The 23311-nt window shown below is 61.7% G+C and carries 31 protein-coding genes, 1 tRNA gene and 1 pseudogene; 25 read left to right on the forward strand and 8 right to left on the reverse strand.

Annotation, left to right across the window (positions count from 1 at the left end):
• Positions 1–11: 11 nt before the first annotated feature.
• The 3 genes from OGM61_06545 to OGM61_06555 are packed head-to-tail and all read left to right on the forward strand — an operon-like array spanning position 12 to position 859.
• The gene (locus OGM61_06545) at positions 12–254 is read left to right on the forward strand and encodes a hypothetical protein (protein ID UYI83522.1); all 243 of its coding nucleotides are present in this window, start codon (positions 12–14) and stop codon (positions 252–254) included.
• Entirely contained in the window at positions 247–591 is a 345-nt protein-coding gene (locus OGM61_06550; GenBank protein UYI83523.1) for a hypothetical protein, read from the forward strand. Before OGM61_06545 ends, OGM61_06550 begins: the two co-directional genes overlap by 8 nt.
• Positions 584–859, forward strand: a complete 276-nt coding sequence (locus tag OGM61_06555; protein UYI83524.1) for a hypothetical protein — start codon at positions 584–586, stop codon at positions 857–859. The genes OGM61_06550 and OGM61_06555 overlap by 8 nt, the downstream gene beginning before the upstream one ends.
• Here the strand turns inward: OGM61_06555 and wecB are convergent.
• Genes wecB through trpS form a run of 3 tightly spaced genes read right to left on the reverse strand, consistent with a single transcriptional unit; the run spans position 856 to position 4225 of the window.
• On the reverse strand, positions 856–2004 hold the full coding sequence (gene wecB, locus OGM61_06560; protein ID UYI83525.1) for a UDP-N-acetylglucosamine 2-epimerase (non-hydrolyzing): 1149 nt from the start codon (positions 2002–2004) through the stop codon (positions 856–858). The two genes, OGM61_06555 and wecB, sit on opposite strands and share 4 nt — an antisense overlap.
• Positions 1988–3184 carry an undecaprenyl/decaprenyl-phosphate alpha-N-acetylglucosaminyl 1-phosphate transferase gene (locus OGM61_06565; GenBank protein ID UYI83526.1) on the reverse strand — a complete coding sequence of 399 codons (1197 nt, stop codon included), beginning with the start codon at positions 3182–3184 and terminating at the stop codon, positions 1988–1990. Before OGM61_06565 ends, wecB begins: the two co-directional genes overlap by 17 nt.
• A gap of 27 nt (positions 3185–3211) precedes the next feature.
• Complete coding sequence (trpS, locus tag OGM61_06570) at positions 3212–4225, reverse strand: tryptophan--tRNA ligase (GenBank protein ID UYI83527.1); 1014 nt, start codon at positions 4223–4225, stop codon at positions 3212–3214.
• 161 nt (positions 4226–4386) lie between these two features.
• Between trpS and gltX the strand changes: the two genes are divergently transcribed.
• The 5 genes from gltX (at position 4387) to OGM61_06595 (ending at position 8900) form a co-directional block, all read left to right on the forward strand.
• Entirely contained in the window at positions 4387–5877 is a 1491-nt protein-coding gene (gltX, locus tag OGM61_06575) for a glutamate--tRNA ligase (GenBank protein ID UYI83528.1), read from the forward strand.
• A 5-nt stretch (positions 5878–5882) separates the two neighbouring features.
• Positions 5883–6557 carry a hypothetical protein gene (locus tag OGM61_06580; GenBank protein UYI83529.1) on the forward strand — a complete coding sequence of 225 codons (675 nt, stop codon included), beginning with the start codon at positions 5883–5885 and terminating at the stop codon, positions 6555–6557.
• 61 nt (positions 6558–6618) lie between these two features.
• Entirely contained in the window at positions 6619–7977 is a 1359-nt protein-coding gene (locus OGM61_06585; protein UYI83530.1) for a germination protein YpeB, read from the forward strand.
• Positions 7978–8090: 113 nt separating this feature from the next.
• The gene (locus OGM61_06590; GenBank protein ID UYI83531.1) at positions 8091–8726 is read left to right on the forward strand and encodes an Ig-like domain-containing protein; all 636 of its coding nucleotides are present in this window, start codon (positions 8091–8093) and stop codon (positions 8724–8726) included.
• Positions 8727–8823: 97 nt separating this feature from the next.
• Positions 8824–8900: transfer RNA gene (locus OGM61_06595), tRNA-Val, on the forward strand.
• A 99-nt stretch (positions 8901–8999) separates the two neighbouring features.
• Here OGM61_06595 and OGM61_06600 read toward each other — a convergent pair.
• From OGM61_06600 to OGM61_06620, 5 genes and pseudogenes are all read right to left on the reverse strand, one after another.
• Positions 9000–10181, reverse strand: a complete 1182-nt coding sequence (locus OGM61_06600) for a site-specific integrase (protein ID UYI83532.1) — start codon at positions 10179–10181, stop codon at positions 9000–9002.
• A gap of 152 nt (positions 10182–10333) precedes the next feature.
• The gene (locus OGM61_06605; GenBank protein UYI83533.1) at positions 10334–10864 is read right to left on the reverse strand and encodes a hypothetical protein; all 531 of its coding nucleotides are present in this window, start codon (positions 10862–10864) and stop codon (positions 10334–10336) included.
• Positions 10864–11823, reverse strand: a complete 960-nt coding sequence (locus tag OGM61_06610) for an exonuclease domain-containing protein (protein ID UYI83534.1) — start codon at positions 11821–11823, stop codon at positions 10864–10866. The genes OGM61_06605 and OGM61_06610 overlap by 1 nt, the downstream gene beginning before the upstream one ends.
• A gap of 30 nt (positions 11824–11853) precedes the next feature.
• Positions 11854–12300 (reverse strand): hypothetical protein, encoded by a 447-nt coding sequence (locus OGM61_06615; GenBank protein UYI85571.1) that lies wholly within the window; start codon positions 12298–12300, stop codon positions 11854–11856.
• 33 nt (positions 12301–12333) lie between these two features.
• Positions 12334–12456, reverse strand: a pseudogene (locus tag OGM61_06620) (helix-turn-helix transcriptional regulator).
• Positions 12457–12606: 150 nt separating this feature from the next.
• Between OGM61_06620 and OGM61_06625 the strand changes: the two are divergent.
• From OGM61_06625 to OGM61_06705, 17 genes are all read left to right on the forward strand, one after another.
• On the forward strand, positions 12607–12798 hold the full coding sequence (locus tag OGM61_06625) for a helix-turn-helix domain-containing protein (protein UYI83535.1): 192 nt from the start codon (positions 12607–12609) through the stop codon (positions 12796–12798).
• 40 nt (positions 12799–12838) lie between these two features.
• A complete protein-coding gene (locus tag OGM61_06630; protein UYI83536.1) occupies positions 12839–13309 on the forward strand; it encodes a helix-turn-helix transcriptional regulator in 471 nt (156 codons plus the stop codon).
• Positions 13290–13577 carry a helix-turn-helix domain-containing protein gene (locus OGM61_06635; protein ID UYI83537.1) on the forward strand — a complete coding sequence of 96 codons (288 nt, stop codon included), beginning with the start codon at positions 13290–13292 and terminating at the stop codon, positions 13575–13577. Before OGM61_06630 ends, OGM61_06635 begins: the two co-directional genes overlap by 20 nt.
• A gap of 129 nt (positions 13578–13706) precedes the next feature.
• Positions 13707–14474, forward strand: a complete 768-nt coding sequence (locus OGM61_06640) for a helix-turn-helix domain-containing protein (GenBank protein ID UYI83538.1) — start codon at positions 13707–13709, stop codon at positions 14472–14474.
• On the forward strand, positions 14465–15772 hold the full coding sequence (locus tag OGM61_06645) for a replicative DNA helicase (GenBank protein ID UYI83539.1): 1308 nt from the start codon (positions 14465–14467) through the stop codon (positions 15770–15772). Before OGM61_06640 ends, OGM61_06645 begins: the two co-directional genes overlap by 10 nt.
• On the forward strand, positions 15733–16041 hold the full coding sequence (locus OGM61_06650) for a hypothetical protein (GenBank protein UYI83540.1): 309 nt from the start codon (positions 15733–15735) through the stop codon (positions 16039–16041). The genes OGM61_06645 and OGM61_06650 overlap by 40 nt, the downstream gene beginning before the upstream one ends.
• The gene (locus tag OGM61_06655; GenBank protein ID UYI83541.1) at positions 16038–16808 is read left to right on the forward strand and encodes a ParA family protein; all 771 of its coding nucleotides are present in this window, start codon (positions 16038–16040) and stop codon (positions 16806–16808) included. The genes OGM61_06650 and OGM61_06655 overlap by 4 nt, the downstream gene beginning before the upstream one ends.
• Positions 16801–18060, forward strand: coding sequence for a ParB N-terminal domain-containing protein (locus OGM61_06660; protein ID UYI83542.1), 1260 nt, complete (start codon positions 16801–16803; stop codon positions 18058–18060). The genes OGM61_06655 and OGM61_06660 overlap by 8 nt, the downstream gene beginning before the upstream one ends.
• Positions 18057–18602, forward strand: coding sequence for a DUF4406 domain-containing protein (locus tag OGM61_06665; protein ID UYI83543.1), 546 nt, complete (start codon positions 18057–18059; stop codon positions 18600–18602). Before OGM61_06660 ends, OGM61_06665 begins: the two co-directional genes overlap by 4 nt.
• Complete coding sequence (locus tag OGM61_06670) at positions 18592–18951, forward strand: hypothetical protein (GenBank protein ID UYI83544.1); 360 nt, start codon at positions 18592–18594, stop codon at positions 18949–18951. Before OGM61_06665 ends, OGM61_06670 begins: the two co-directional genes overlap by 11 nt.
• Positions 18944–19234 (forward strand): hypothetical protein, encoded by a 291-nt coding sequence (locus OGM61_06675; GenBank protein UYI83545.1) that lies wholly within the window; start codon positions 18944–18946, stop codon positions 19232–19234. The genes OGM61_06670 and OGM61_06675 overlap by 8 nt, the downstream gene beginning before the upstream one ends.
• Positions 19227–19475: a hypothetical protein gene (locus OGM61_06680; protein ID UYI83546.1), complete on the forward strand. Its 249-nt coding sequence runs from the start codon at positions 19227–19229 to the stop codon at positions 19473–19475. The genes OGM61_06675 and OGM61_06680 overlap by 8 nt, the downstream gene beginning before the upstream one ends.
• 53 nt (positions 19476–19528) lie before the next feature.
• Complete coding sequence (locus OGM61_06685; protein ID UYI83547.1) at positions 19529–20287, forward strand: hypothetical protein; 759 nt, start codon at positions 19529–19531, stop codon at positions 20285–20287.
• A 97-nt stretch (positions 20288–20384) separates the two neighbouring features.
• On the forward strand, positions 20385–20561 hold the full coding sequence (locus OGM61_06690; GenBank protein ID UYI85572.1) for a cysteine-rich KTR domain-containing protein: 177 nt from the start codon (positions 20385–20387) through the stop codon (positions 20559–20561).
• A gap of 75 nt (positions 20562–20636) precedes the next feature.
• Positions 20637–20933: an HNH endonuclease gene (locus tag OGM61_06695; GenBank protein ID UYI83548.1), complete on the forward strand. Its 297-nt coding sequence runs from the start codon at positions 20637–20639 to the stop codon at positions 20931–20933.
• Positions 20934–21190: 257 nt separating this feature from the next.
• Positions 21191–21529: a P27 family phage terminase small subunit gene (locus OGM61_06700; GenBank protein UYI83549.1), complete on the forward strand. Its 339-nt coding sequence runs from the start codon at positions 21191–21193 to the stop codon at positions 21527–21529.
• Positions 21526–23301: a terminase large subunit gene (locus OGM61_06705; GenBank protein ID UYI83550.1), complete on the forward strand. Its 1776-nt coding sequence runs from the start codon at positions 21526–21528 to the stop codon at positions 23299–23301. The genes OGM61_06700 and OGM61_06705 overlap by 4 nt, the downstream gene beginning before the upstream one ends.
• Positions 23302–23311 lie beyond the last annotated feature (10 nt).

The raw sequence follows: 23311 nt of genomic DNA on the forward strand, positions 1-23311 counted from the left end.
GCGTGACCGATATGAAGGACTTGGATGCGCTGAAAAACCAGCTCGCGCGCGACGGACGCCTGCAGCGCCTGCAGGAGATCGCCGACTCGACCGACGGGCAGAAGCTGGCCGGTGCGCTCGATGCGCAGAAGATCGAGCAGGCGGCGCGCGCGGGGGACACCGAGACGCTGCGGCAGATCCTCACGCAGGTGCTCAGCACGGACACCGGGCAGCGTCTGGCCGGAAAAGTAAAGGACGCGATGCAGGATGGATGAGATCGGGGAGAAGCTCGACGCGCTGCTCAATGATCCGAAGCAGTTCGGCAAGATCGCGCAGTTGGCATCCTCAATCCTGGGCGACGGCGGCGGCAAGCAAGCGCCGCCGTCCGCGCCGGAGCCGGAGCTCGACGTCGATATGGGGCAGCTGCGCCGGATGATGTCGGCGCTGCGCGGCGGCGGGCACGACTCCGCCAACCGCCACCTGCTCGAGGCCATGAAGCCCTATCTGGCTGAGAAGCGCCGGCGCAAGATCGACCGCGCCATGAAGCTCGCGCGGCTTGCGTCGCTTGCCGAGCTTGCCGCCGAGGACTTGGAGGGGGACGACCATGTATAATCGCTATCAGGGCAACAGCGGCCGGGTCGAGCGCGTGCCGGATGCGCCGCAGCCGTCTATCCGTCCGCGCCCGCCCGCGCCGCCTGCCGGAAACAACAAGCCGCCGCCGGGCTTGCCCGGCGGCGGCTTGCAGCAGTTGCTGCAGAAATTTTCGCTCGCAGACCTCGAAAGCGAGGATCTGCTGCTGATCCTGGTGTTATACCTCATGTACCGCGAGAGCGGCGACAAGGAGCTGCTGTTCATCCTCGGCGGGATGCTGTTTCTTTAGTGCGCGGGCACAAACGGCTCGGGCGGCTGTGCGCCGAGAAAATGGCTCAGGATCGCCTGCGCGATGCGCGGGCAGGCCCGCCCGTCGCCATAGGGGTTGACGGCCTTGGCCATCCGGTCATAGGCGGCCGGATCGTCCAGCAGCTCGGCAGCCAGACGGTAGATCTCCTCCGTGTCCGTGCCGGCGAGCTTGACGGTGCCGGCAGTGACGGCCTCCGGCCGCTCCGTCTCGCGCCGGAGCACGAGCACGGGTTTTCCGAGTGCGGGTGCTTCCTCCTGAATGCCGCCGGAATCGGTCATGACCATGTAACTGCGCGCGATGAGCCGGTGCATGTCCACGGCGTCAAGCGGCGCGATGAGCCGGATGTTCGGCACGCCGCCGAGCAGCTCCTCCGCCGTGCTGCGCACGACCGGGCTCAGGTGCACGGGATAGACGATCTCGACATCCGGATAGTTGAGCGCCAGGCGGCGCACGGCGGTGAAGATGTTGCGCATGGGCTGGCCGTAGTTCTCGCGCCGATGGCAGGTCATGGCGATGACCCGGCGCGAAAAATCGACCTGCCGCAGTTCGTCCGAGACGAACTGCTCCCCGCGGACGGTGTAGGCCATGGCGTCGATCACGGTGTTGCCGGTGACGAAAATGTCGCCCTCCACGGCCTCGCGCTCGAGGTTGTGGGCGTTGTTTGCGGTCGGTGCGAAGTGCAGCGTGGCAATGCGGCCGACGAGCGAGCGGTTCATCTCCTCCGGGAAGGGAGACCAGCGGTCGTACGTGCGCAGACCGGCCTCGACATGGCCGACGGGGATCTTGGCGTAAAACGCGGCGAGCGCGCCGGCAAACGTCGTCGTGGTGTCGCCGTGGACAAGCACGATGTCCGGCTGCACCTCACCGAGCACTTCGCGCATCCGCTCAAGCACGCGCGTTGTGATCGCGGTCAGATCCTGCCCCTGCTGCATGATGTTGAGATCGTAGTCGGCACGAATGCCGAAACAGTCCATGACGGAGTCGAGCATTTCCCGGTGCTGCGCCGTAATGCACACGATGCTCTCGATCTCGGGATGCTTTTGCAGCTCCAGCACGAGCGGCGCCATTTTGATCGCTTCCGGCCGCGTGCCGAAAACGGACATGACTTTAATGCGTTTGCTCATCGTTGACCTCCTGTGCAGGTGCTTCGGCGGCATCGGCGTTGTTTGCCTGTTCGGCTGCTTCGGCTGCTTCGGCTGCTTCGGCCGCTTCGGCCGCTTCGGCCGCTTCCTGCGCCTCCTGCAGCTCCACGTCAATGTGGTGCTTGTGCACGCTCTTGCGGATGAAGGCGCACACGACAAAGCCGATCAGCAGCGCGAGGACGAGCAGTGCGATGCGGATGGAGCCCTTCGTCGTGAGCACGACGGCGGCGAGGCCGAGCGTGGCGCTGATGGCGTAGAGGATCGCGACGGCCTGCTTCTGGTTCAGACCGAGATCCATGAGCTTGTGGTGGAAGTGACCGCGGTCGGCGTGAAACGGGCTCTGTCCGTGCAGGATGCGGCGGCAGAACGCGAAGAGCGTGTCCGATAGCGGCACGGCCAGCGCGAGCACCGGCACGACAAACGTGACGATCGCGTAGAACTTGAACAATCCGAGCACCGACACCGTTGCCAGCACGTAGCCGAGCAGCAGGGAACCGGTGTCGCCCATGAAAATGCGGGCGGGGTTGAGGTTGTAGGGCATGAAGCCGATGCACGCGCCGGCGAGTGCCGCGACGATGAGCGCCACGTTCGGCTCCGACACGAGCAGCGCCACGACCAGAATGGTCACGCAGCTGATGGTCGACACGCCGACGGCCAGACCGTCCAGCCCGTCGATCAGGTTGACGGAGTTCGTGATGCCGACGATCCACAGCACGGTCAGCGGAATGGCGAGCCATCCAAGGACGATGGCCTCCTGACTGCTGAACACGTTCGGGTTCGACACGACGTTGATGACCACGCCGTGCAGCACGGCGATGACGGCGGAGAGGATCTGGATCAGAAACTTCGTCCACGCACGCAGGGAGATGATGTCGTCGATCACGCCGGTGATGACGATGATGATCGACCCGAGCAGAATGCCGCGCACCTCCTGCGTGATGTCCACGAACAGGAGCATCGACACGATGAAGCCCAGAAAGATGGCCAGACCGCCCATGCGGGGGATGGGGTGATCGTGCACGCGCCGGGCCTCGCCCGGTACATCCATGGCGCCAACTTTTTGCGCCAGGATCTTGACGACCGGCGTCAGCGCAAAGCTGACCACGAACGCGATGAGGATCGCTAGCATGACTTTGATCCAGACAGCAGTGTTAAGAAACATGAGAACCGATCTCCAATAATGTAAGTATTATTTGGCGACGAAGCCGACCTTCTTATAGACTTTGCGCAGCGTTTTGTTGGCAATGTAGGACGCCTTTTCCGCGCCGGCCTTGTAGACGCTCTCGAGGTAGGCCTTGTCCTTGAGCAGACGCTCGCTCTCCTCGCGGATGGGGCGCAGCGTCTCGACGACTGCCTCGCCGACGGCGGGCTTGAACGCGCCGTAGCCCTTGCCGTCAAATTCCGCCTCGATCTCCTCGAAGGTCTTGCCGGTGCAGGCGGAGTAGATGCTCATGAGGTTGGACACGCCGGGCTTGTTCGCCAGGTCATAGCGCACGCAGCGCTCGGTGTCGGAGTCCGTGACGGCCTTTTTGAACTTGCGCATGATATCCTCCGGACGGTCGAGCAGGTACACGGTACCGTTGGGGTCTTTGTCAGATTTGGACATTTTGTTTTCCGGCGAGACGAGACTCATGACGCGCGCGCCGATCTTCGGAATGTACGGCTCGGGGATCTTGAACACGTCGCCGTAGATGTTGTTGAAGCGGGTGGCCACGTCGCGGCAGAGCTCGACGTGCTGCTTCTGGTCGCTGCCGACGGGAACGTAGTCCGGCTGATAGAGCAGAATGTCCGCCGCCATCAGGGCGGGGTAGGTGAACAGGCCGCCGTTGATATTCTCGGCGTTTTTGGCGCTCTTGTCCTTGAACTGCGTCATACGCGAGAGCTCGCCGAACATGGTGTAGCAGTTGAGCACCCAGCCGAGCTGGGTGTGCGCGGGCACATGGCTCTGGATGAAGAGCGTGTTCTTTTCCGGGTCGAGACCGCAGGCGATGTATTGCGCGAGCTGCTCGATGGTGCGGCGGCGCAGGTCGGCGGGGTTCTGCCGCACGGTGATCGAGTGCAGGTCGGCCATGAAATAATAGCAGTCAAAGATCTCGGCGCGCTCGCTCCAGTTTTTGATCGCGCCCAAATAAGACCCGAGCGTCAGATCACCGGAGGGCTGGATGCCGGAGAGCATCACTTTTTTTGCTGTTTTTTCTTCCATTTTGATTACTTCCTTAACTGTTGTGCTGAAAATTCGTATTTGTTCGAATATTGTACCACAACCTGTGGTGGAATACAACACAGAAAGTTCCTTGACAATCCATGCGATGTAAAATAAGATATAAATAATTATGGTTTATCTATCCGGAGGATACAGAGAATATGAAAGATCAAAAGTGGTTTGAAGACATGGAGCAGCGCATCCCGCACGGCGAGGTGCGCACCCGCTTTGCACCGAGCCCGACGGGCTATATGCACGTCGGCAATCTGCGCACGGCGCTGTATACGTACCTGATCGCGCGGCACGCCGGCGGTAAGTTCATCCTGCGCATTGAGGACACCGATCAGGGACGCTATGTCGAGGGCGCGGTCGATGTCATTTACAGCACCATGCGCGCCTGCGGCCTGACGCATGACGAAGGCCCGGATGTCGGCGGCCCGGTCGGCCCGTATGTCCAGACCGAGCGGCGGGGACTCTATAAAGAATATGCCGAGCTGCTCATCGCGCGCGGCCACGCCTACCGCTGTTTCTGCGATAAGGACGATGCCGCCGAAGAAAATGTTTCCGACGGCGCGGTCATCCACAAATATGACGGCCGCTGCTCGCGCCTGAGCGAGGAAGAGATCGCGGCCAATCTCGCGGCCGGCAAGCCCTATGTCATCCGTCAGAAGATCCCGCGCGAGGGCAAGACCACGTTCCATGATGAGATCTTCGGCGACATCACGGTCGATAACGACACGCTCGACGATCAGGTGCTCATCAAGCGCGACGGTCTGCCGACGTATAACTTTGCCAACGTCATCGACGACCATCTCATGGGCATCACGCACGTTGTGCGCGGGTCGGAGTACCTGTCGTCCACGCCGAAATATAACCTGCTCTATGAGGGCTTCGGCTGGGAGATCCCGAAGTATATCCACTGCTCGCCGGTCATGCGCGACCAGCACAACAAGATGTCCAAGCGCCACGGCGACCCGTCGTATGAGGATCTGATCGCGCAGGGCTACCTGTCGGAGGCCGTGGTCAACTATGTGGCACTGCTCGGCTGGGCGCCCGGCGGCGAGCGGGAGATCTATTCGCTGCCCGAGCTCGTGGAGGCGTTCGACATCAAGGGCATCTCCAAGTCTCCGGCCATCTTCGATATCGACAAGCTCAAGTACTTCAACAGCGCGTATATCCGCGCCATGACGCCGGAGCAGTTCGCCGCCGTGGCCGCGCCCTATATCCGCCAGACGGTGAAAAACCCCACCATCGACCCCGCGCAGATCGCGCCGCTGCTGCAGCAGCGCTGCGAGGTGCTTACGGACATTCCGGAGAAGGTGGATTTCTTCGACGCGCTGCCGGAGTATGACATCACGCTCTATACCAATAAGAAGTCCAAGACCGACCCCGCCGTCTCGCTCGAGATGCTCAAAACGGTGCGCCCGCTGCTCGCCGAGCTCCCGGCGTGGGATGATGAGACGCTGCTTGCGGCCATGAAGGATCTGGCCGAGCGGCTGGAAGTAAAAAACGCGAAGGTAATGTGGCCGGTGCGCATTGCGGTGTCCGGCCGCGCGGTGACGCCCGGCGGCGCGGTGGAGATCTGCCGCATCCTCGGCCGGGACGAGACCCTGCGCCGGATCGACGCCGGCATCGCCAAACTGGAAGGGTGAGCGGCATGAAAAAACGCACGGGCGTGGAGCGGGCGGTCATCGTCATGGCCGTCGTGGTCGTGCTGCTTGCGATCGCGCTGATCGTGGTCAACGCAGCCGGCATCCGCATCCACAAGTCTGCACCGGAGGCACCGGCCGCGACAAATCTGCCGCAGTTTCCGTTTTCCGACGAGCCGGAGCTGATCCTTGGCAGTGGACAGACCCCGTCGCGGGACGCCCAGCAGGCAGTTTCCGTCGGCGGCGAGGATAAGACTATGCAGCTCGTGACCGGCTCGTTTGCCCAGCGTGGCGGCCCGGATTTCTCGCTGTATCTGGATACTTCCGTGTTTCTGAGCACGGAAATGGACGGCAAGTGCTGCTTTGCCCGCGCGGATGATGCGAGCATGGACGCCTATCTGGAGATCGGTTATCACCCGGGCGCGGACGCACAGACGCTTGCGGGTACGATTCTCAATGACTACGGCACGATCGCAACGACGGAGTCGCTCGGTCAGGTCAAGCTTGGAGATCTGAATGCCTACGGCGTCAACGGCGCCACGGTGCAAAGGCAGCTCGAGGCATACCTGATCCCGACGGCGTGTGGCTGCATTTCGGTCGTGCTCTGCCGGGCGGGAACGGCGCCGGCGGGCTGGTATGAGAGCCTGCTTGCCTCGGCGCAGACGCTGCAGATCGCCGACTGAGAAAAATTGCACATCAAAACCACCCTTTCCGGCAACACTAGTCCGGAAGGGGTGTTTTGCTATGAAGAAAAAAACGCGCGTGCTCATCATTTCCTACACGGCGGCGCTCGTCGCGGCGCTTGCGGTCGGCCTGATCGCCTGCCGCACGGATGCCAACCGCCGCCAGACGGCCATGGATGCCAACTACCGCCACGCTTACGGCGAGGTGCTCAACGCCGTGCAGGAGCTCGACAGCTCGCTGCAAAAGAGCCTGTATGCAACGACGGCGGCCATGGAGTGCACGGTCTGCACGGATATCTATAGCAATGCGCAGACGGCGGAGATGGCGCTTGGTGTGCTGCCGGTCAATTCGCATGCGCTCGCGCGCATCGCGCGCAACATCGCCCTTGCCGGGGACTACGCGCGCACGCTCTCGCGCAATGCGGCGGAGGGCAGAACGTTCACATCCGAGGAGCTGGAGCATCTGCGCGCCTTTTCCGATGCAACAAAGCAGCTGAGCACACAGCTCGCGGCGCTTGGCCAGTCGCTTTATGACGGCGCGGTCACGACGACGGCGCACGTGCGCAGCACGGAGTCACTGGAAAACCTGGGATCGGAGGCGGACCTGTCCGATACGCTCGAGGCGGAGCTTGCGGCGCTGGCCGATTCGTTTGAGGAGCTGCCGCTCCCGATCGCGGACGGCAGCTATCAGGTGCGCACGGCGGCGGACTATGCCATGCTGGCGGGCCACGACGAGGTCACGGAGGAGCAGGCGCAGGCTGCGGCCGCGGCCTTTCTGGATCTGGATGCGGCGCGCCTGCAGGCGACCGGCCGCTCGGAGGGCGCCGTACCGTGCTGGAACTTTGACATCGACGGCGGGGACGATACGTCCTATATCGCGGTCACGGTCTCCGGCGGGGAAGTGCTGCGCTATTACTCCTCCTGTGCCGGCGGCGAACCGGTGCTTTCGACCGATGAGGCGGCAGAAGCGGCCGCGGCGTTTTTGCGCGCGCGCGGCTATGACGGCATGCGCCTGATCGACACGGAGGACGCGGGGCAGTCACTCATCTGCACGTTCTGCTATGTGCAGGACGGTGTTCTGTGCACGGCGGATCAGCTGCGCGTGCGCGTCCGGCTCGACGACGGGACGGTCTGCGGCTTCTCGTCGGCATCGTATCTGGACACGCACCGGGCGCGCACGCTCTCGGCCGATACGATCGGCGCGGAAGCGGGACAGGCGGCCGTGCCCGGCGCGCTGCAGGTCGTGGACACGCGCACGGCATTTCTCCGGCTCTACGGCGCGCGGGAGACGCTGTGCTATGAGTACCTGTGCGAAACGGACGATGGGCAGCGCTGCGTCATCGCCGTCAATGCCCGCACCGGGCAGCAGGAACGCATCCAGACATCGGACGTGTCCGGCGGGGTGCAGATGCAGTTTTGATGCGCCGCGCAAGAGGGGGGAGCGGCAGGCTCTCCCTCTTGACGAAAAAAACCGAACAGTGTATGATAGGGAAAACAAATGCGTATCAAATCTTTACATATTGGAGGCTTCTCATGAGCGTCATTCCCAAGATCACCTGCCGGCGCTGCGGGCGCGAGTATTCCGGCCTGCGCAGCCGCTGTCCATATTGCGGTACGGGACGCAGCAAATCCGCAGAGCGCATACCGCTGCGCACGTCCAGTGAAAATGCGGGCACGCCGGCGGCGGAGCACGCTGCGGTCAATACGAAGTGGCAGATGCTGTTCGGCGGCATTTTGCTCCTCGCGGTCGTGGCTGCCGTCATCGTGCTCATCACCGTGAGCCTGAACGCCAGTCAAAATACCCCGAGCGTTGCCGAGCCGACCCCGCCGGCGACGGTTTCCAGTGCCGCGCCGGTCGCCACGCCGACACCCACACCGGAGCCGACCCCGACTCCGACGCCGACTCCGTCGGTCACGAGCATCACCATCACGTTCCTCGGCAGCAAGCGCACGGAGTTCGCGGCCAAGGTCGGCGATGAGGTGCCGCTGAGCACGACGATCTATCCGGCCGGCGGCAATCAGACTGTCACGTGGTCGAGTAAGGACGAATCCATTGCCACCGTCAGCGACAAGGGCGTCGTGACCGGCGTGGGCAAAGGCACGACGACGATCACGGCCGAGTGCGGCGGCGTGAAGGCCGACTGCACGGTCTATATCACGGCGAAGTAAAGCGCCCCATGTTCGACGGCTCCGAAAATAATCGGGGCCGTCGAAAAAAGGGGTTGACAAAAGGATGCAGATGCGTTAGAATAACCAACGCTGACACGGACGATTAGCTCAGCTGGTATGAGCATCCGCTTGACGTGCGGAGGGTCACAGGTTCGAGTCCTGTATCGTCCACCACGAAGAATCCCGCAATCTGTTGAGATTGCGGGATTTTTTGCGTTTTGCAGCATGTCCGCACTGCGTCATACTGCCCGTTGCGACGGGCTAAAAACGCGGCTATTGGGCGTCTGCCGGGGCGTTTGGGGATACTTTTGGGGATATTTTTTCGGCTGCCGGAAAGGCCTGCAGCACGGTGCCGAGGTTGGCCTCCGGGCTGCGCTCAATGAGGTGCGTGTAAATGTTGAGCGTGGTCTCCACCTTGGAGTGCCCGGCCAGGTACTGCACGACCTTGACATTGGCGCCGGACAGGATCAGGTTGGTGATGTATGTGTGCCGTAGGATGTGCGGCGTGACGTCAAAGTCGATCGTGATCTGCACCTTGGAGTTGCGCACCATCTCGCCGAGCTTTTTCTCACGGAGCACGGTCTCACCGTGCTCCGTGCGCTTGGCCGTGCCGGTCTGGCGGCGCGTGATGTAGCGCCAGGCGTTGCGGTACGCCGTCATGCTCCACGGCTGGCCGTCGCTGCTGCTGATGACATAGTCGCCGGTCGCGGTGCGCTGCAGGTCGGCGAGGCAGCCGACGAGCTTGGGCGGGATTGGCACGTCGCGCCGGGCGGCCGCGCTCTTGAGCTCGTCCGAGACGACCGGTTGATTGTGCACCCAGCGCAGCGCGCGGCGCACGGAGATATACGGCGCAGCGCCGTCGAGATGGACGCAGTCCCACTCCAGGCCGAGGATCTCCTCGCGGCGCAGACCGGCGTACAGGCCAATCATCACAAACGGATAGATGCGTGTGCCCGCGACGGCGTCCTCCAGCGTCTGCATCTGCTGACGGGACAGCGCCTCTTTTTCGGCCGATTTTTTGCCGCCGGCGCGCAGTCCGGCGCACGGGTTATGCCGCACGACGCCCGCGCGCTCGCCCGCTTCAAAGATCTTTTTGAGCGCGCAGACGATCTTATCCTGCGAGCTGCGCGACAGGGCGCCGCAGGCGCGCATTACCTCTGCGATGTCGTCCTCGGAGACCTCCAGTATGTGCCGCGCGCCGATAATCGGGCAGATGTGGCGATTGATGGCGATAGCATAGTCGGACTTGCGGCTGTCGCTGAGGTGCGCCGTATAGAGCTTGTACCACGTCTGCGCATACTGCCACACCATGGGATTGGCTGCCAGCGCCTTGCGGCGCTCGACCTCGACCAGGCGCTCGGCGACCTTGCGCTCCAGCTCCTCCGGGTCCTTGGCGTACACGGCGATATAGACACCGCGCTCGTCCCTGATCTTTTTCTTGAGATATTTTTGCATAGCAAATGCGCCTTGCATCTTGCGCGCCCGGCATGGGCGTGATAAGATAACAGGGCAGACTACCCCCTTTATTGCTTGGGTTGGGTTTTCTGTGTCAGCCGTCCGGTGTGCCAGCACCGGGCGGCTATTTTGTTATGTGTCCAATTTGGACACTATGCATTTTTGTTGCGGCCGTAAAAGATTTTGCCATGACGCAGGTTGCGCTTGTAGTAGCAGTGTGTGGATAGCTCCTGATCCGGATTTATGCACTTACCAGCGTCGCTGCACGCCTCATAGCGCGAGCAGCAGCCGAAATCAGTTGGCAGCGCATCAATCATATCGTCGAGGATCGCGGAGAGCAACGGCGCGTAGCTGACAATCGACTCAGCATCTGCAAGAGGCAGACGCACATAATACGGATCCGACCTGAGGTGTGATGTGCTGACATTCGCGGGGATCATATGCTCGTATTTGACCGGGATTGTCACATGACTTTTTTTGCCGCGGATGCTGATGCGGCATACGAGGCTGTTCTCGCTCCCGAGGTATAGGGAGCTGTACTGCGCGCCGTCCGCCTTAAAAATGAGCATATCTTCAGGTGTTGTCGCGTTGCGCATCGTCTCGAGGAGCGCCGGCTCTATCAGCTTGTACGCTGCCGTTTCCGCCGACATCTCATCCAACATATCCAGAGTGATCTGCTCCATTATACTTTTGCCCCCAAACCCGCGAGCTCCAAAAACTCGCACTCATTGATGATTTGTATCTGCGCCTGCCCGCTGCTGTTGAGCTCATATGCCTTGAGCTCCTTTGTGCTGTGCCCGCTTGCGCCGACGGCATCCGGGTCCTGCTCGCCGAGGACGAGATAATGCACTTTTTTGGACACGGACGTTTTGACCGTCGCGCCGCAGTTTATGGCTATCTGCATCGCCTCGCCGCGGTCGATGCTGAGCTCGCCGGTAAACACAATGTTTTTGCCGTATAGACAGCCGCGCTGATCGATCGTGTCGACTGTCGGAGCAATGTCACACGGCCGCGGCGCGTGCGGGTATGTCTTACTGTGCCCCTGTTGATGTGCAGACCTGTGCACCGGTTCACGAGCCGGGACAACATCGGCGTAATGGTAGATGTCTACGTCGGGCGATGTTGCGAGGTATTCCCACGCAGACAGACAGCCGCTGCGCTGGATACCGGTTATGGCAATCATTGCGCACGCCTGCGCGTCGTCCAGCGCGTTGTGATGCTGTTCGAGCTGGATGTGCAGCGCGTCCGTGCAGTTGTCCAGCTTCGCCTTGGCGATGCCAAGAGAGTGCGCGACGTCCAGAGTGTCGGCGTAAATAAAGTCTGGTATCTCATGGCTCAGCGACTGCAACAGTACCGTCATGTCAAAGTGAGCATTATGCGCAAAAACCGGCGTGTGCGGCGAGAACATGCAGGAGATCTCCTGCCATAGCTCGTCCAGCGTTTTGGCGTTTGCGACATCCTCGTCTGTGATACCGTGTACCGAGATATTGTAAGAGTCAAAACCGGCCACACGCGGCTTGATGAGCGAGTAATATGTATCAACGATGCGCAGACCGGACACGGCCGCAATGCCGACAGAGCAGGCACTCCCGCGGCTCGCATTGGCTGTCTCGAAATCAATGGCCAAAAAATCGCAGCTCATATGTAGCTCCCTGTGTCCAAATTGGACACGTCACAACTTGGCCCGCAGCTCGACCACACGGCCGAGGATCTGCACGGGCAAGCTCTCAATCTCCTCGTTACTGTAATACATAGGCTCGTAGGCCGGATTGCTGGGTATCAGCGTCACGCCCTGCGGGCTCTTTTTTATGCGCTTGACGGTTGCATCGTCGCCGTTTACCAGCACGACGGCGATGTCGCCGCTGTCCACGTCCGGCTGGCGACGGACGATCACGACGTCGCCGTCCGAGATCTTGGGCTCCATGCTGTGGCCCTTGATCTGCAGGCCAAAGTACTCACCGTCTCCGGCGTCTTCAGCGCTGATGTCCTCCCAGTCGATGACCTCCTCGATCGCGTCGATGGGGATGCCAGCTGCCACGCGGCCGAGGACCGGGACGCGGATGTAGCCGGGGCGCGCTGGGGTTGCTGGCTGCCCGCCGAGCAAGTAGTCAAGTGACACATCAAAATAATTCGCAATGCGCCGATATGTGTCGGTATCCGCCTCGTATTTGCCTGTCTCGTACCCAGACAGGGCGGCCTGACTGACATTGACTGACTTGGCGAGGTCTGCTTGTTTGACATTGTCGCGCTTGCGCAACTCCTTAATTCTGTTCATTTTTATCAACTCCGTTGATATCAAGATAATTGATAAAAATCGAAAAGTAAACGCAATATCAAGATAATTGAAAAAATATATTGACATATCAACATACTTGATATAAGATAGTAAACGCAATCAAGATAATTGATAAGCGGAGGTGATACCTTGGACGGCATCAAAATTTGCCGCGCGAAACGCGGTTTGACGCAGGCGGAGCTCGCGTCGGCGCTGCATGTAGGGCAAAGCACGGTCGCGATGTGGGAGACCAGCGGGTCATACCCACGCGCCGATATGCTCCCAGCAATCGCGGCAGCGCTGAGCTGCACGATCGACGACCTGTATAACGTGCCGGCCTGACCGGCTATCATCATGCTACCAAAGGATGTGACAAAACACCATGCAGCACAACTACCACAATATCAGCCAAACCGGTAGACGCATTGCCGGCATGACGCAGGAGCGCTGGGCGGAGGCGCTGGACATCTCCGTCGAGAGCGTGCGCCTGTACGAGTCCGGCCGCGGGATGCCGTCAGACGATGTTGCGACGCGGATGGTCGAGGTGTCCGGCGCGCCGGTGCTCGGCTACTGGCATCTGCTCAACAAGAGCCGCGTCGCGGCCGACCTGCTGCCACAGGTGGACACCATCGCCCTGCCGCAGGCCGTGATCCAGCTGCTGCGCCGGATCCGCGACTTTGACAGCTCGCACCGCATCGACCGCCTCGTGGACATTGCCGAGGATGGCCGCATCGACCAGGATGAGCGACCGGATTTCGAGCAGATTACGCGCGAGCTCGACGGGATCGTCCAGGCTGCCATGCAGCTCAAGTATGCGAGAGGAGGGGACGAGGATGGCCATGCTGACGACTAAAGATGTGTGCGAGCAGCTGTCAATCTCGCGGTCGTCCGTTGGGCGGCTGGTGACGGACGGCGAGCTGCCGTGCTACAAGCTGGGCAAGTCGCTGCGCTACTATCAGTCGGACGTAGATGCATACGTCGAGCGCTGCCGCATCGCAGCGGCGCCGGCAGCCGTCTGCGCACCGCAGCCGCGCCAGAAGCCGCAGCCGGAAAAACGCAAGCGCGGCCGGCCGATCAAAAACGTGGTGCCGGAGTATTACCCTGGCATGAGGGTGGTGTGAGTATGATGATGGGACAAAAAAAGAGCCGTGCCCGCGGCGACGGGCACGACTCAGGTGCAAAAAAGTGCAATAGCTATTGCACTTACATTTTACAGCAGATCCAAAACGATTGCAAGGGGGGATTTTGAGATGGCCGTGATGCGCGTCGAAAAGTCGACGAATTACACTGTCATGAGCAACCGCCATCTTGACGACACCCGCCTGAGCCTCAAGGCGATCGGCCTACTGAGCAAGATCCTGCGTCTGCCGGACGACTGGGACTATACGCTCGAGGGCCTCGCCCACATCTGCAAGGAGGGCAAGGACGCCATCCGGTCCGCGATCGTGGAGCTGGAGCAGGCGGGCTACATCGAGCGCCGCCAGACGCACGCGGCGGACGGATCTTTTGCGGGCAACGAGTACATCGTGCACGAGGCGCCGCTTGGCGCAGATGCGCCACCGTCGTCGGATAATCCCACAACGGTGTCACCGTCGTCGGGAAACCCGTCGACGGATAACCCGTCAACGGAAAATCCAACGCAACCAAGTACTAAAGATACCAAGTACTTAGATACTAATACCCCCTTTACCCCCCAGAGGGGGCGGCGAGCGCCGAAAAAAGAACAAGGGCGCGAGCCGGCGTGGAAGCCGGAACGCTTTGCGGCGTTTTGGAAGTACTACCCGCGGGGCGAGAAGCCAAGGGCTGCCGCGGCCGCATGGGACAAGCTAAAGCCGGACGATGCACTGATCGACGACATCGCCAGAGCGCTCAAGCGGCAGATGGCCAGTGAGGAGTGGCAGCGGGGTGTCGGCATCCCGTATGCGGCTACATACCTCAATCAGCGCCGCTGGGAGGACGAGCCACACGCGCCGGCAGAGCAACCGGCGGAGGGAGGAGGTCTGCCGCTATGGACGTAAAGCAGACACTGATCGATGCGCAGGCAGCCGTGATCGGCAGTGTGCTGATCTCGCCGGAGATCGTCGGCGACGTGATGCTGCGCGTATCGGCGGATGACTTTTTGACGCCGGAGTACCGGCACGTGTACGATGCCATCCGCGCGCAGTGGTCCGCGTGCCAGACGGTCGACGTGGTCACGGTGCTGCACCGCCTGGGCGATGCATATCGGCAGATGCTGGTGCAGATCATGGCCGACACACCGACGGCGGCGCACTGGGAGGCGTATGCCGACGTGATGCGCGAGCAGTCAAGGCTTGCGCGCATCAAGGACGCGGCAGCCAAGATGCTCGACGCGGTGACGCTGGACGAGGCGCGCGCGGCCGTCGAAACGGCAAGCGAGTGCCTGTGCGACAGCAAGACGCTGCGCGTCGTCAGCTGGCATCAGGGGCTGTGCGAGTTTTACCAGCGCCACGCCGATGGGCATCAGCCGGACTATCTCCGCTGGGGTATCCGGCAGCTGGACGAGAGGCTCTACGCAGAGCGCGGCGACCTGATCATCCTCGGCGGCCTGCCGAGCAGCGGCAAGACGCTGCTGGCGACGCAGTTTGCGATGCACATGGCGCGCTCCGGTCTCCGGGTCGGGATTTTTAGCCTAGAGACGTCGGACGCCAAGCTGTACGACCGCATGGTCGCGCAGACGGAGGGCATCAACTTCGGCCGCATCAAGCGCAACCAGATGGTGCTAGACGACTACAAGACGGCTTCGACGGCAATCCAGACCGCGCAGCGCATCACGCTGGACGTCATCCGGGCCTCCGGCTTTGGCGTTGCCGATGTGCAGGCGGTCGCCATGGCGCGGCGGTACGACGTGATCGTCATCGACTACGTGCAGCTGCTGCAGGCAAAGGGCAACACCCGCGTCGAGCAGGTGACCAACATCTCGCTGGCGCTGCACACGATGGCGCAGCGGGCCGGCATCGCCGTCATCGCGCTGTCGCAGCTGTCGCGCCCGGAAAAAGGGCAGCAGCGCAGCCGCACACCGTCGATGTCGGACCTGCGCGAGTCCGGCCAGCTGGAGCAGGACGCGGATGCCATCATGATCCTCGCGGCGCAGCCCGGCGGCGACCGGGTGCTGTCGATCGTCAAAAACAAAGAGGGCGAGCGCGGCGCGATCGAGCTTGTCTTTGACGCGGCGCATCTGCGTATGCTGCCGGCGGTGTCCAAATCGGACACGGCCGCGGACCACGACGACGAGGACGACTGGCCGCGGATGCAGGCATGGCCGCGCACCGCGGAGAGGGGAGGCGAGCTGCCATAAAGATCGGCGACAAGCTGCCCGGCATGGTGCCGTCCTATGGGTCGACGTGCTCTGGCTTTGTATCGGACGGGCAAGCCTTTACGGCGACCGTGGTGTACATCCATCCACAGCGGCGATTTTACACCGTGGAGTTTGATCTGCCCCGCGGTCGCAAGTGCCGCGAGAGCTACTATTTCCCGGACCGCGCGGGTGACGACACGCTGCCGCGCAAGGACCGGCAGCCGAGACTGCCGGGCGAGACGCGAAAAAAGAAAGGTGCAAAAAAATGAAAGTTATCAGCATTGTGAATCTCAAGGGCGGCGTCGGCAAAACCGCCACGGCCATCAACATGGCCAGCATCTTGGCCACGGAGCACGGCAAGAGCGTGCTGCTGATCGACGCAGACCCGCAGGCCAACGCGACCCGCTTTTTCGGCGGCGACCACGCGCCGGTGACGCTGTACGACGTTTTCACGCGCCAGAGCGCGTGGGATGAGTGCTGCTGGATGACGCAGGTTGACGGCGTGGACATCATCCCGGCCAGCATGGACCTGCTGCAGCTCGACGTCGCGGCGGCAACCGCGGATAAGTCGCTGGTCTCCGGCTTTGGGGACTTTATGGCATCGGAGTTTGCGGAGTCCGACTATGACTACGTCCTCATTGACTGCCCGCCGGGCTTTACGGCGGTGTCGATCGCGGGCATCTCCGTCAGCGATGACATCATCATCCCGGCCAAGGTCGACGCCTTTGCCATCTCCGGCATCGACGAGCTGACGGCGCAGATCCGCGCCGTGCAGACGGTGCGCAGCAGCATACGGATCGCCGGCGTGCTGGTGACGATGTGGCACAACGCCCCGGTCGTGACGCAGGGCGAGCAGTACCTGCGCGCCATGGATGTGCCGGTGTTTGAGACTACGATCCGCCGCACAGACAAGATGGACGAGGCAACCTTTGCGCGACAGCCGATCAGTACATACAGCCGGTGGTGCGCGGCCGCCCGCGACTACCGCGACTTTGTGGACGAGTACCTGGGCAAGGAGGCGGCAGACGATGAGTAATTTTAACCTCGCTGACTACATTAAGCCGCCAGAGGGCGCTGCCAAGCCGGCCGAGCGCAGGCTGCAGATGATCCCCACGCGCAAGATCTTTGCCAACGACAAAAATTTTTATGATACATCCAAGGTCGACGATCTGATCGACAGCATCCTGATGCAGGGGCTGCTCGACCCGCTGACCGTCCGGCCGTCCGGAGACGGCGAGGGCTACATCATCATCTCCGGACACCGTCGTCACCGCGCGCTGATGACGATCCTGGACGACCATCTCGCCGAGGACACAAAGCCCTTTGAGACAACGCCGTGCTTTGTGCGCGAGCCAGGCGACGACCTGATGGAGGAGCTGATGCTGATCCAGGCCAACAGCGCGACGCGCGTGCTGACCTCGGCCGAGACCTCCAAGCAGGTCGACCGCGTGCGCGACCTGCTGTATGGACTTAAGTCCCAGGGCTATGAGTTCCCGGGCCGGATGCGCGACTACGTCGCCAGCGCGTGCAATATCTCTGCGTCCAAGATCGCCCGGCTGGACACGATCAAGACCAAGCTGATCCCGCAGATCAAGCAGTACTATGACGACGGCCGCATGCCCGAGAGCGTGGCCTACGAGATTGCTAAGTGCTCCGAGGATGACCAGCAGCTGATCGCCAAGGTCAAGGGCAACGGCCAGGACGGCCTGCGCTCCATGCGCTGCGGCGAGGCCGAGCGCATCCTGAGCGACCGCGACAGTCTCGCCGCCCGCAAGTGCAAGTATGCATGCGGCGTCCCGTGCGGCAACGTGGTAAAGTCGCTGCAAAAGACGACCGGCAACTACATGCGCAGCTGCGAGCACACCTGCTGCATGGAGTGCTACGACATCGCCACGTGCGACAAATACTGCAAGGTCGCCAAGGACAGGCACCTGCAGATCCGCGAGGATAAGGCCGAGGCCGAGCAGCGCGCGAACGACGAGGCTGCCAAGCGCCGCGAGGAGCGCGGGAGCAAGTGCCGCATCTACTGGGGCAGACTGACGCACGCGCTCGCCGAATACGGCGAGCAGGAGGCAGTCGCCGAGGCGCTGCACACCACTGTGGCGGGGCTTGCGAGTGGCGGCACGTATTGGGCGCCTTACAGGAGCGTGGCTGTCGAGTCGCTCGACGCGCTGGTCGCGGCTGCCGACATCCTCGGCGTGACCACGGACTATTTGCTCTGCCGGACGGACAACCCGCACCTTACGGTGCTGCCGCAGCGCGAGAGCAAAAAGGAGGACGACGCATGAAAATCTACATAGCAGGTAAGCTCACCGGAGACCCGTACTATAAGGCCAAGTTTGCCCGCGCCGCTGCGGACATCGCCGATGCCGGCCACACGCCCATCAACCCGGCCCTGCAGCCGGAGGGCATGAGCAATGCCGACTATATGCGCATCAGCTTTGCGCAGCTGGACAGCGCCGACGCCGTCGCGTTTTTGCCAGACTGGGAGGACTCCACAGGTGCTCGTCTCGAGCACCTCTGGGTGGAGTACACCGGCAAGCCGACGTATGACATCAAGTCTGCGCGCCATTACAGGTGGACGCTTGCGACGACACGCGAGGGAGAAATCCGCGGCGTCGTCGACGGGCGCTGGGATTTTAACGGCATGACACGAGACGAGGTAATGGATACGATGCGGCTTTGCACCGGCGCAAGCCTGGAAAACTGCGACAAGTGCCCGCTGCATGCCGTCGACCACTGTGATGATGTACTGATGCAGGCGGCCTTTGAGCTGCTACAACACCACCAATTTTTAATCGACGAGCAGGAGGGCGGCCATGGCAAGTAATAATCATGCGTCGCGGGAGCTGGTCGGCCTGTCACTGCGGCTGCACGAGCTGGCGATCCATACTGGGGACCTCAAACACAGCTGTCTCGCCTGCGGCTATGAGCACAACTGCGGCATCCACGGCTGTGCGGTGCTGCTGGCGGCAGAGGAAGCTGTGGTTAAGCTCAAGGCCTACGTGGATCTCGGCTTTGAGCCGGAGGAGTACAAGCAGACAATGAGCATGGACATCATAGTCCGCTGTGCGGCAGCCGCGCTTGGCGTATCGGCCAAGCAACTGTGCGAGGTGGTAGCGCTGGGGAAGGCCGGGCGCTTGATGGTGCTGCCAGAAGGAGGAGAAAGCGATGGCTGAACACATCGATGAATCGGAAGTGCTGCAGAGAGCGCTGGACACCTACGGCTCGCTGCCGCAAATCGTGATGATTTTCGAGGAAATGAGCGAGCTGCAGAAAGAGCTGTGCAAGTACTTGCGCGGCAAATACTCGCCGGAAAACATCGCCGAGGAGATCGCCGACGTGGAGATCATGCTCGAGCAGATGATGATGCTGTTTTGCTGCGCAGATGATGTGCGCGACTGGCGCAGACGTAAAGTCGCGCGCCTGAAAAAGAGACTGGACGGCGACAGCGATGCATAGCGTCACGTACAAGCGGCGCGACTATCTTTTCGCCGTCCGCCGCCGGCGCGTGGACGATCTGCAGCGCTGGGTGCTGTGTCTGCGCTCGCCGCGGACGCACGAGTGGCTGCCGATCCTCGGCGAGCGACCGTTTGTCGGCCACGCTGAGGCGGAGGCCAGGCTCGCGCGGCTGGCAAAGGACAACAAATGGGAGGTGGCCTATGCCTACGGCATAGAGTTCGCGCCGCCCGAAAACAAGTAAAAAGGGATGGCGGGGCTGCGGCCCCGCCGTTTTGCGTCCTGTTAGGAGGCTACATGGCAAAAACAAAACGACTTAAAAAGCAGACCGCCGGACGTCTTGTGCGCGCTGTCTGCTATACGCAGGTGCTGTCAACGGACACGCCGAGGGCGCGAGCCGAAAAGGCCAAGTGCTCCACGGCGGCGCGCAGGAAGTTAAATTACCGCTTTGCGTACCAAAAGCTGCAGATGCAGCTCGCGGCCAACTTTACACGCCGCGATCTGTATGTGACGCTGACCTACGACGACGAGCACCTGCCGCCAAACCGCAAGGCGGCCAAAAAGCAGGTGGCCGCATTTTTCGACCGGATGCGCCGGCAGTACCGGCGGGCCGGGCGCGAGCTGCGCTATGTGTACGTCACGCAGGAGCTCCAGCGCGACGGCAGCCGACGATTGCACCACCATCTGATCATCAGCGCCACGGGCAGCGGCGACTATGACACCATCCGCGCGCTGTGGCCCAACGGCAGCAACGTCGAGATCCTGCCAATCGGCGAGACCGAGATGTATGTGCACGACGACTTTCTGGAGCTGGCACAGTACCTGCTCCACGAGCGCAACCCGGACGCACCGGCCACGGCGGTCGGGGACCGCGGCTGGAACGCGAGCCGCAACCTGCGCAAGCCGGTCGAGGAGTCCGAGATGGTGGATGAGACAGTGACGGTCACGGCGCCGCCGGGTGCGTTTGTCCTCGACACCGACCACAAACAAAATGAGTATGGCAGCTATGATTATATAGTGTACCTCCTGCCGGAGCGCAGCGCGCGCCGCGAGTAGGCACCTATATTATCTGTCTTGGGGTTGTGTATATCTTTAGACGCAGCCCAAACAAATTGGAGGGATTTACTTGCAAAATCAGGACACGCATGGTAAAATGTTAACCGTAAGGGCGGGTTATCTCATCTGCCCAGTATGCCACCGCAATCGGCGGCTGGCAAAGATCCGCAGCGACACGGAGGGTATCAACATCCCAGTGTTTTGCCGCGATTGCAAACACGAGATTATAATCGACATATCGAGAGGCCAGTGCTTTGAGAGCCGGAGCCGGTAAACAACACGTGTGTGTTTTGTTTGCTGGCTCCGGCTCTTTTTGTTTTGCCGGTCTCCTCGGAGGTGATAGCCCGTTATGGCGACCGGCATCTACGCAGACAAGCGCTGGCCGCCGCTGCGCGCCCGCATCCTGCGCCGCGATGACTACCTGTGCCAGCAGTGCCTGCGATACGGCAAGCACCGCGCGGCGACGACCGTGCACCACTGTTTCCCGGCCGGGCGCTACCCAGGCTATGCCTGGGCGGCCTGGAATCTTGTCAGCCTTTGCCCGCGATGCCACGACGCGATGCACGACCGCAACAGCGAGCAGCTCACGCCGCTGGGCGAGCAGTGGCGACAGCGCGCCGAGCGGCGCAAGCCCCCCCTCTCGTGACTTCCAGCGCCTACCATCCGGGGACCGGCGGGGGGGACTCTTTCCAACCGCGCCGAGTTTTCGGCGCGGGGGGATCGCGCGGGAACAAAGCAACCGGGCGCACGCGCGGGAACCTTGGAGGCGGCATTTTTGCGGCCCTGCGATTTTTGCGCAAAAACGAATCATTCCCGGCCAAAAACGTGGCAGGAACCGTGTCCGAATTGGACACAAAAGGAGCGTGAGACATGAGCAAGCGCGAGGATGCGATCCGCGAGAACATGCGGCTCGCTGGGACTTACAACCAGGCGTTTGAGCCGATCATCAAGACACTCGCCCGCATCCAGACGGAGCTTGCAAAGGCCGAGCGCGACTGGCGCGCGAACGGCGGCGAGTTTGTGACCGAGTACACCAACAAGAGCGGAGCGACCAACGCAGTCAAAGATCCGTACTACTCCGTGGTCGAGGGGCTGCGCGGGCAGATCGTGGACATCTCGGCGCAGCTTGGTCTGACGCCGACCGGCCAGCGCCGGGTGCTGGGTAACGCAAAGGCACCGCCCTCCGGTCCGTCCGCATTGGAGCGGGCGCTGGCGCAGGCACGAGAGAGGGCGGGCAAATGACGCAGCATGACATGGACAGCCTCCGGGCAAAGCTCGGCGACCATCACAATGCACAGGCGGTCTGGGACTATGTCACCGGCTGTCTGGACGGCACGATCCTCGCCTGCCCGGACATCCGGCAGGCGTGCGAGCGCTTTCTCGCGGATCTTGACGATCCGCGCTGGGACTTTCGGCCGGCCGAGGCCGAGTACGCGATCGAGCTGATCGAGACCATGCTGTGCCACCAGCAGGGGCAGCGGCTGGACGCCACTCCACTCCGCGGACAGCCGTTTTTGCTCCTGCCGTATCACAAGTTTTGCGTGTACAACCTCCTTGGCTTTTACCTTGCCGGCACAGACGAGCGCCGGTTTAAGGAGGCGTTTATCTTTGTACCCCGGAAAAACATCAAGACGACGTTTGCGGCCGCGCTTGCCTGGGCGCTGTCGCTAATCGAGTCGCCGTCCGGGTCCAAGGTGTACATCGTGTCTGCTGCGCTCAAGCAGTCGCTGGAGTCTTTTGGCTTTTTGGCCTACAACGTCCGGCGGCTCGGCCTGTCCCAGGACGACGACCCAAACGGCCTGCGCATCCTAGACAACAACGCAGAGCGCAGCATCTCCGGCTCGGTCGGCGAGGGGTCCATCTACATCAACGCGCTGGCGTCCAACCCGGACCAACAGGATAGTTTTAACGCCAACATCATCATTGCCGACGAGCTGCACGCCTACAAGTCGCCCAAGCAGTACAACGTGCTCAAGGAGGCGACCAAGGCGTACACCAACAAGCTCGTCATCGGCATCTCCACGGCCGGCGACCGCGAAAACAGCTTTTGCGGCCACAGGCTTAAGTACTGCCGGCAGATCCTCAACGGCACGATCAAGTCCGCGGACGCGGATGCGCTGTTTGTGTACATCGCTGCTGCGCCGGTCGACGAGGCCGGGAACGTGGACTACACCAACGCCGACGTGCAGCGCATGGCCAACCCCGCCTATGGGGAGTCCATCCGGCCAAATGACATCATGAATGATGCGTTGCAGGCGCAAAACGATCCGCAGCAGCGCAAGGACTTTTTTGCAAAGTCGCTGAATGTCTATACGTCCGCGATGCGGGCCTACTTTAACATCGCGGAGTTCCGGGCGTCAGATGCCAAATATCACTGGACGATCGAGGAGCTGGCAAAGCTGCCGATCAAGTGGTACGGCGGCGCCGACCTGTCCAAGATGCACGACCTGACGGCGGCCTGCCTGTACGGCGTATACCAGGGCGTCAACATCATCATCCCGCACTGTTGGTTCCCGGTCACGGCCGCGGCCGTCAAAGCCGAGGAGGACAACATCCCGCTGTTTGGCTGGCAGGAGGACGGCTGGCTGAGCATGAGCAACGACAAGTCCGTCAATCACGCGGAGATCGTCGCGTGGTTTGTGCGGATGCGGCAGATGGGCTTTAAGATCGCCGAGGTGGGACACGACCGGAAATTTTGCCGCGAATACTTTGCCGGCATGAAAAAGGCCGGCTTTAAGATCATCGACCAGCCGCAGTACTTTTACAAAAAGTCGGAGGGCTTCCGGCATATCGAGGCGGCTGCAAAAAACGGCCTGCTGTACTATCTGCACGCCGAGCCGTATGAGTACTGCGTCCAAAACGTCCGTGCGGTCGAAAAGACGGACGATATGATTCAGTATGAGAAGATCGAACCGACGCTGCGCATCGACGTCTTTGATGCGTCCGTCTTTGCGGCAATTCGGATGCTGGAAAACTCTGAGAAAGCAGCCAAAGACCTTGGCTGGTTTGCATGACAGGAGCGTG

It is taken from the genome of Clostridiales bacterium, from assembly GCA_025757645.1.
Classification (GTDB): domain Bacteria; phylum Bacillota; class Clostridia; order Oscillospirales; family Oscillospiraceae; genus CAG-103.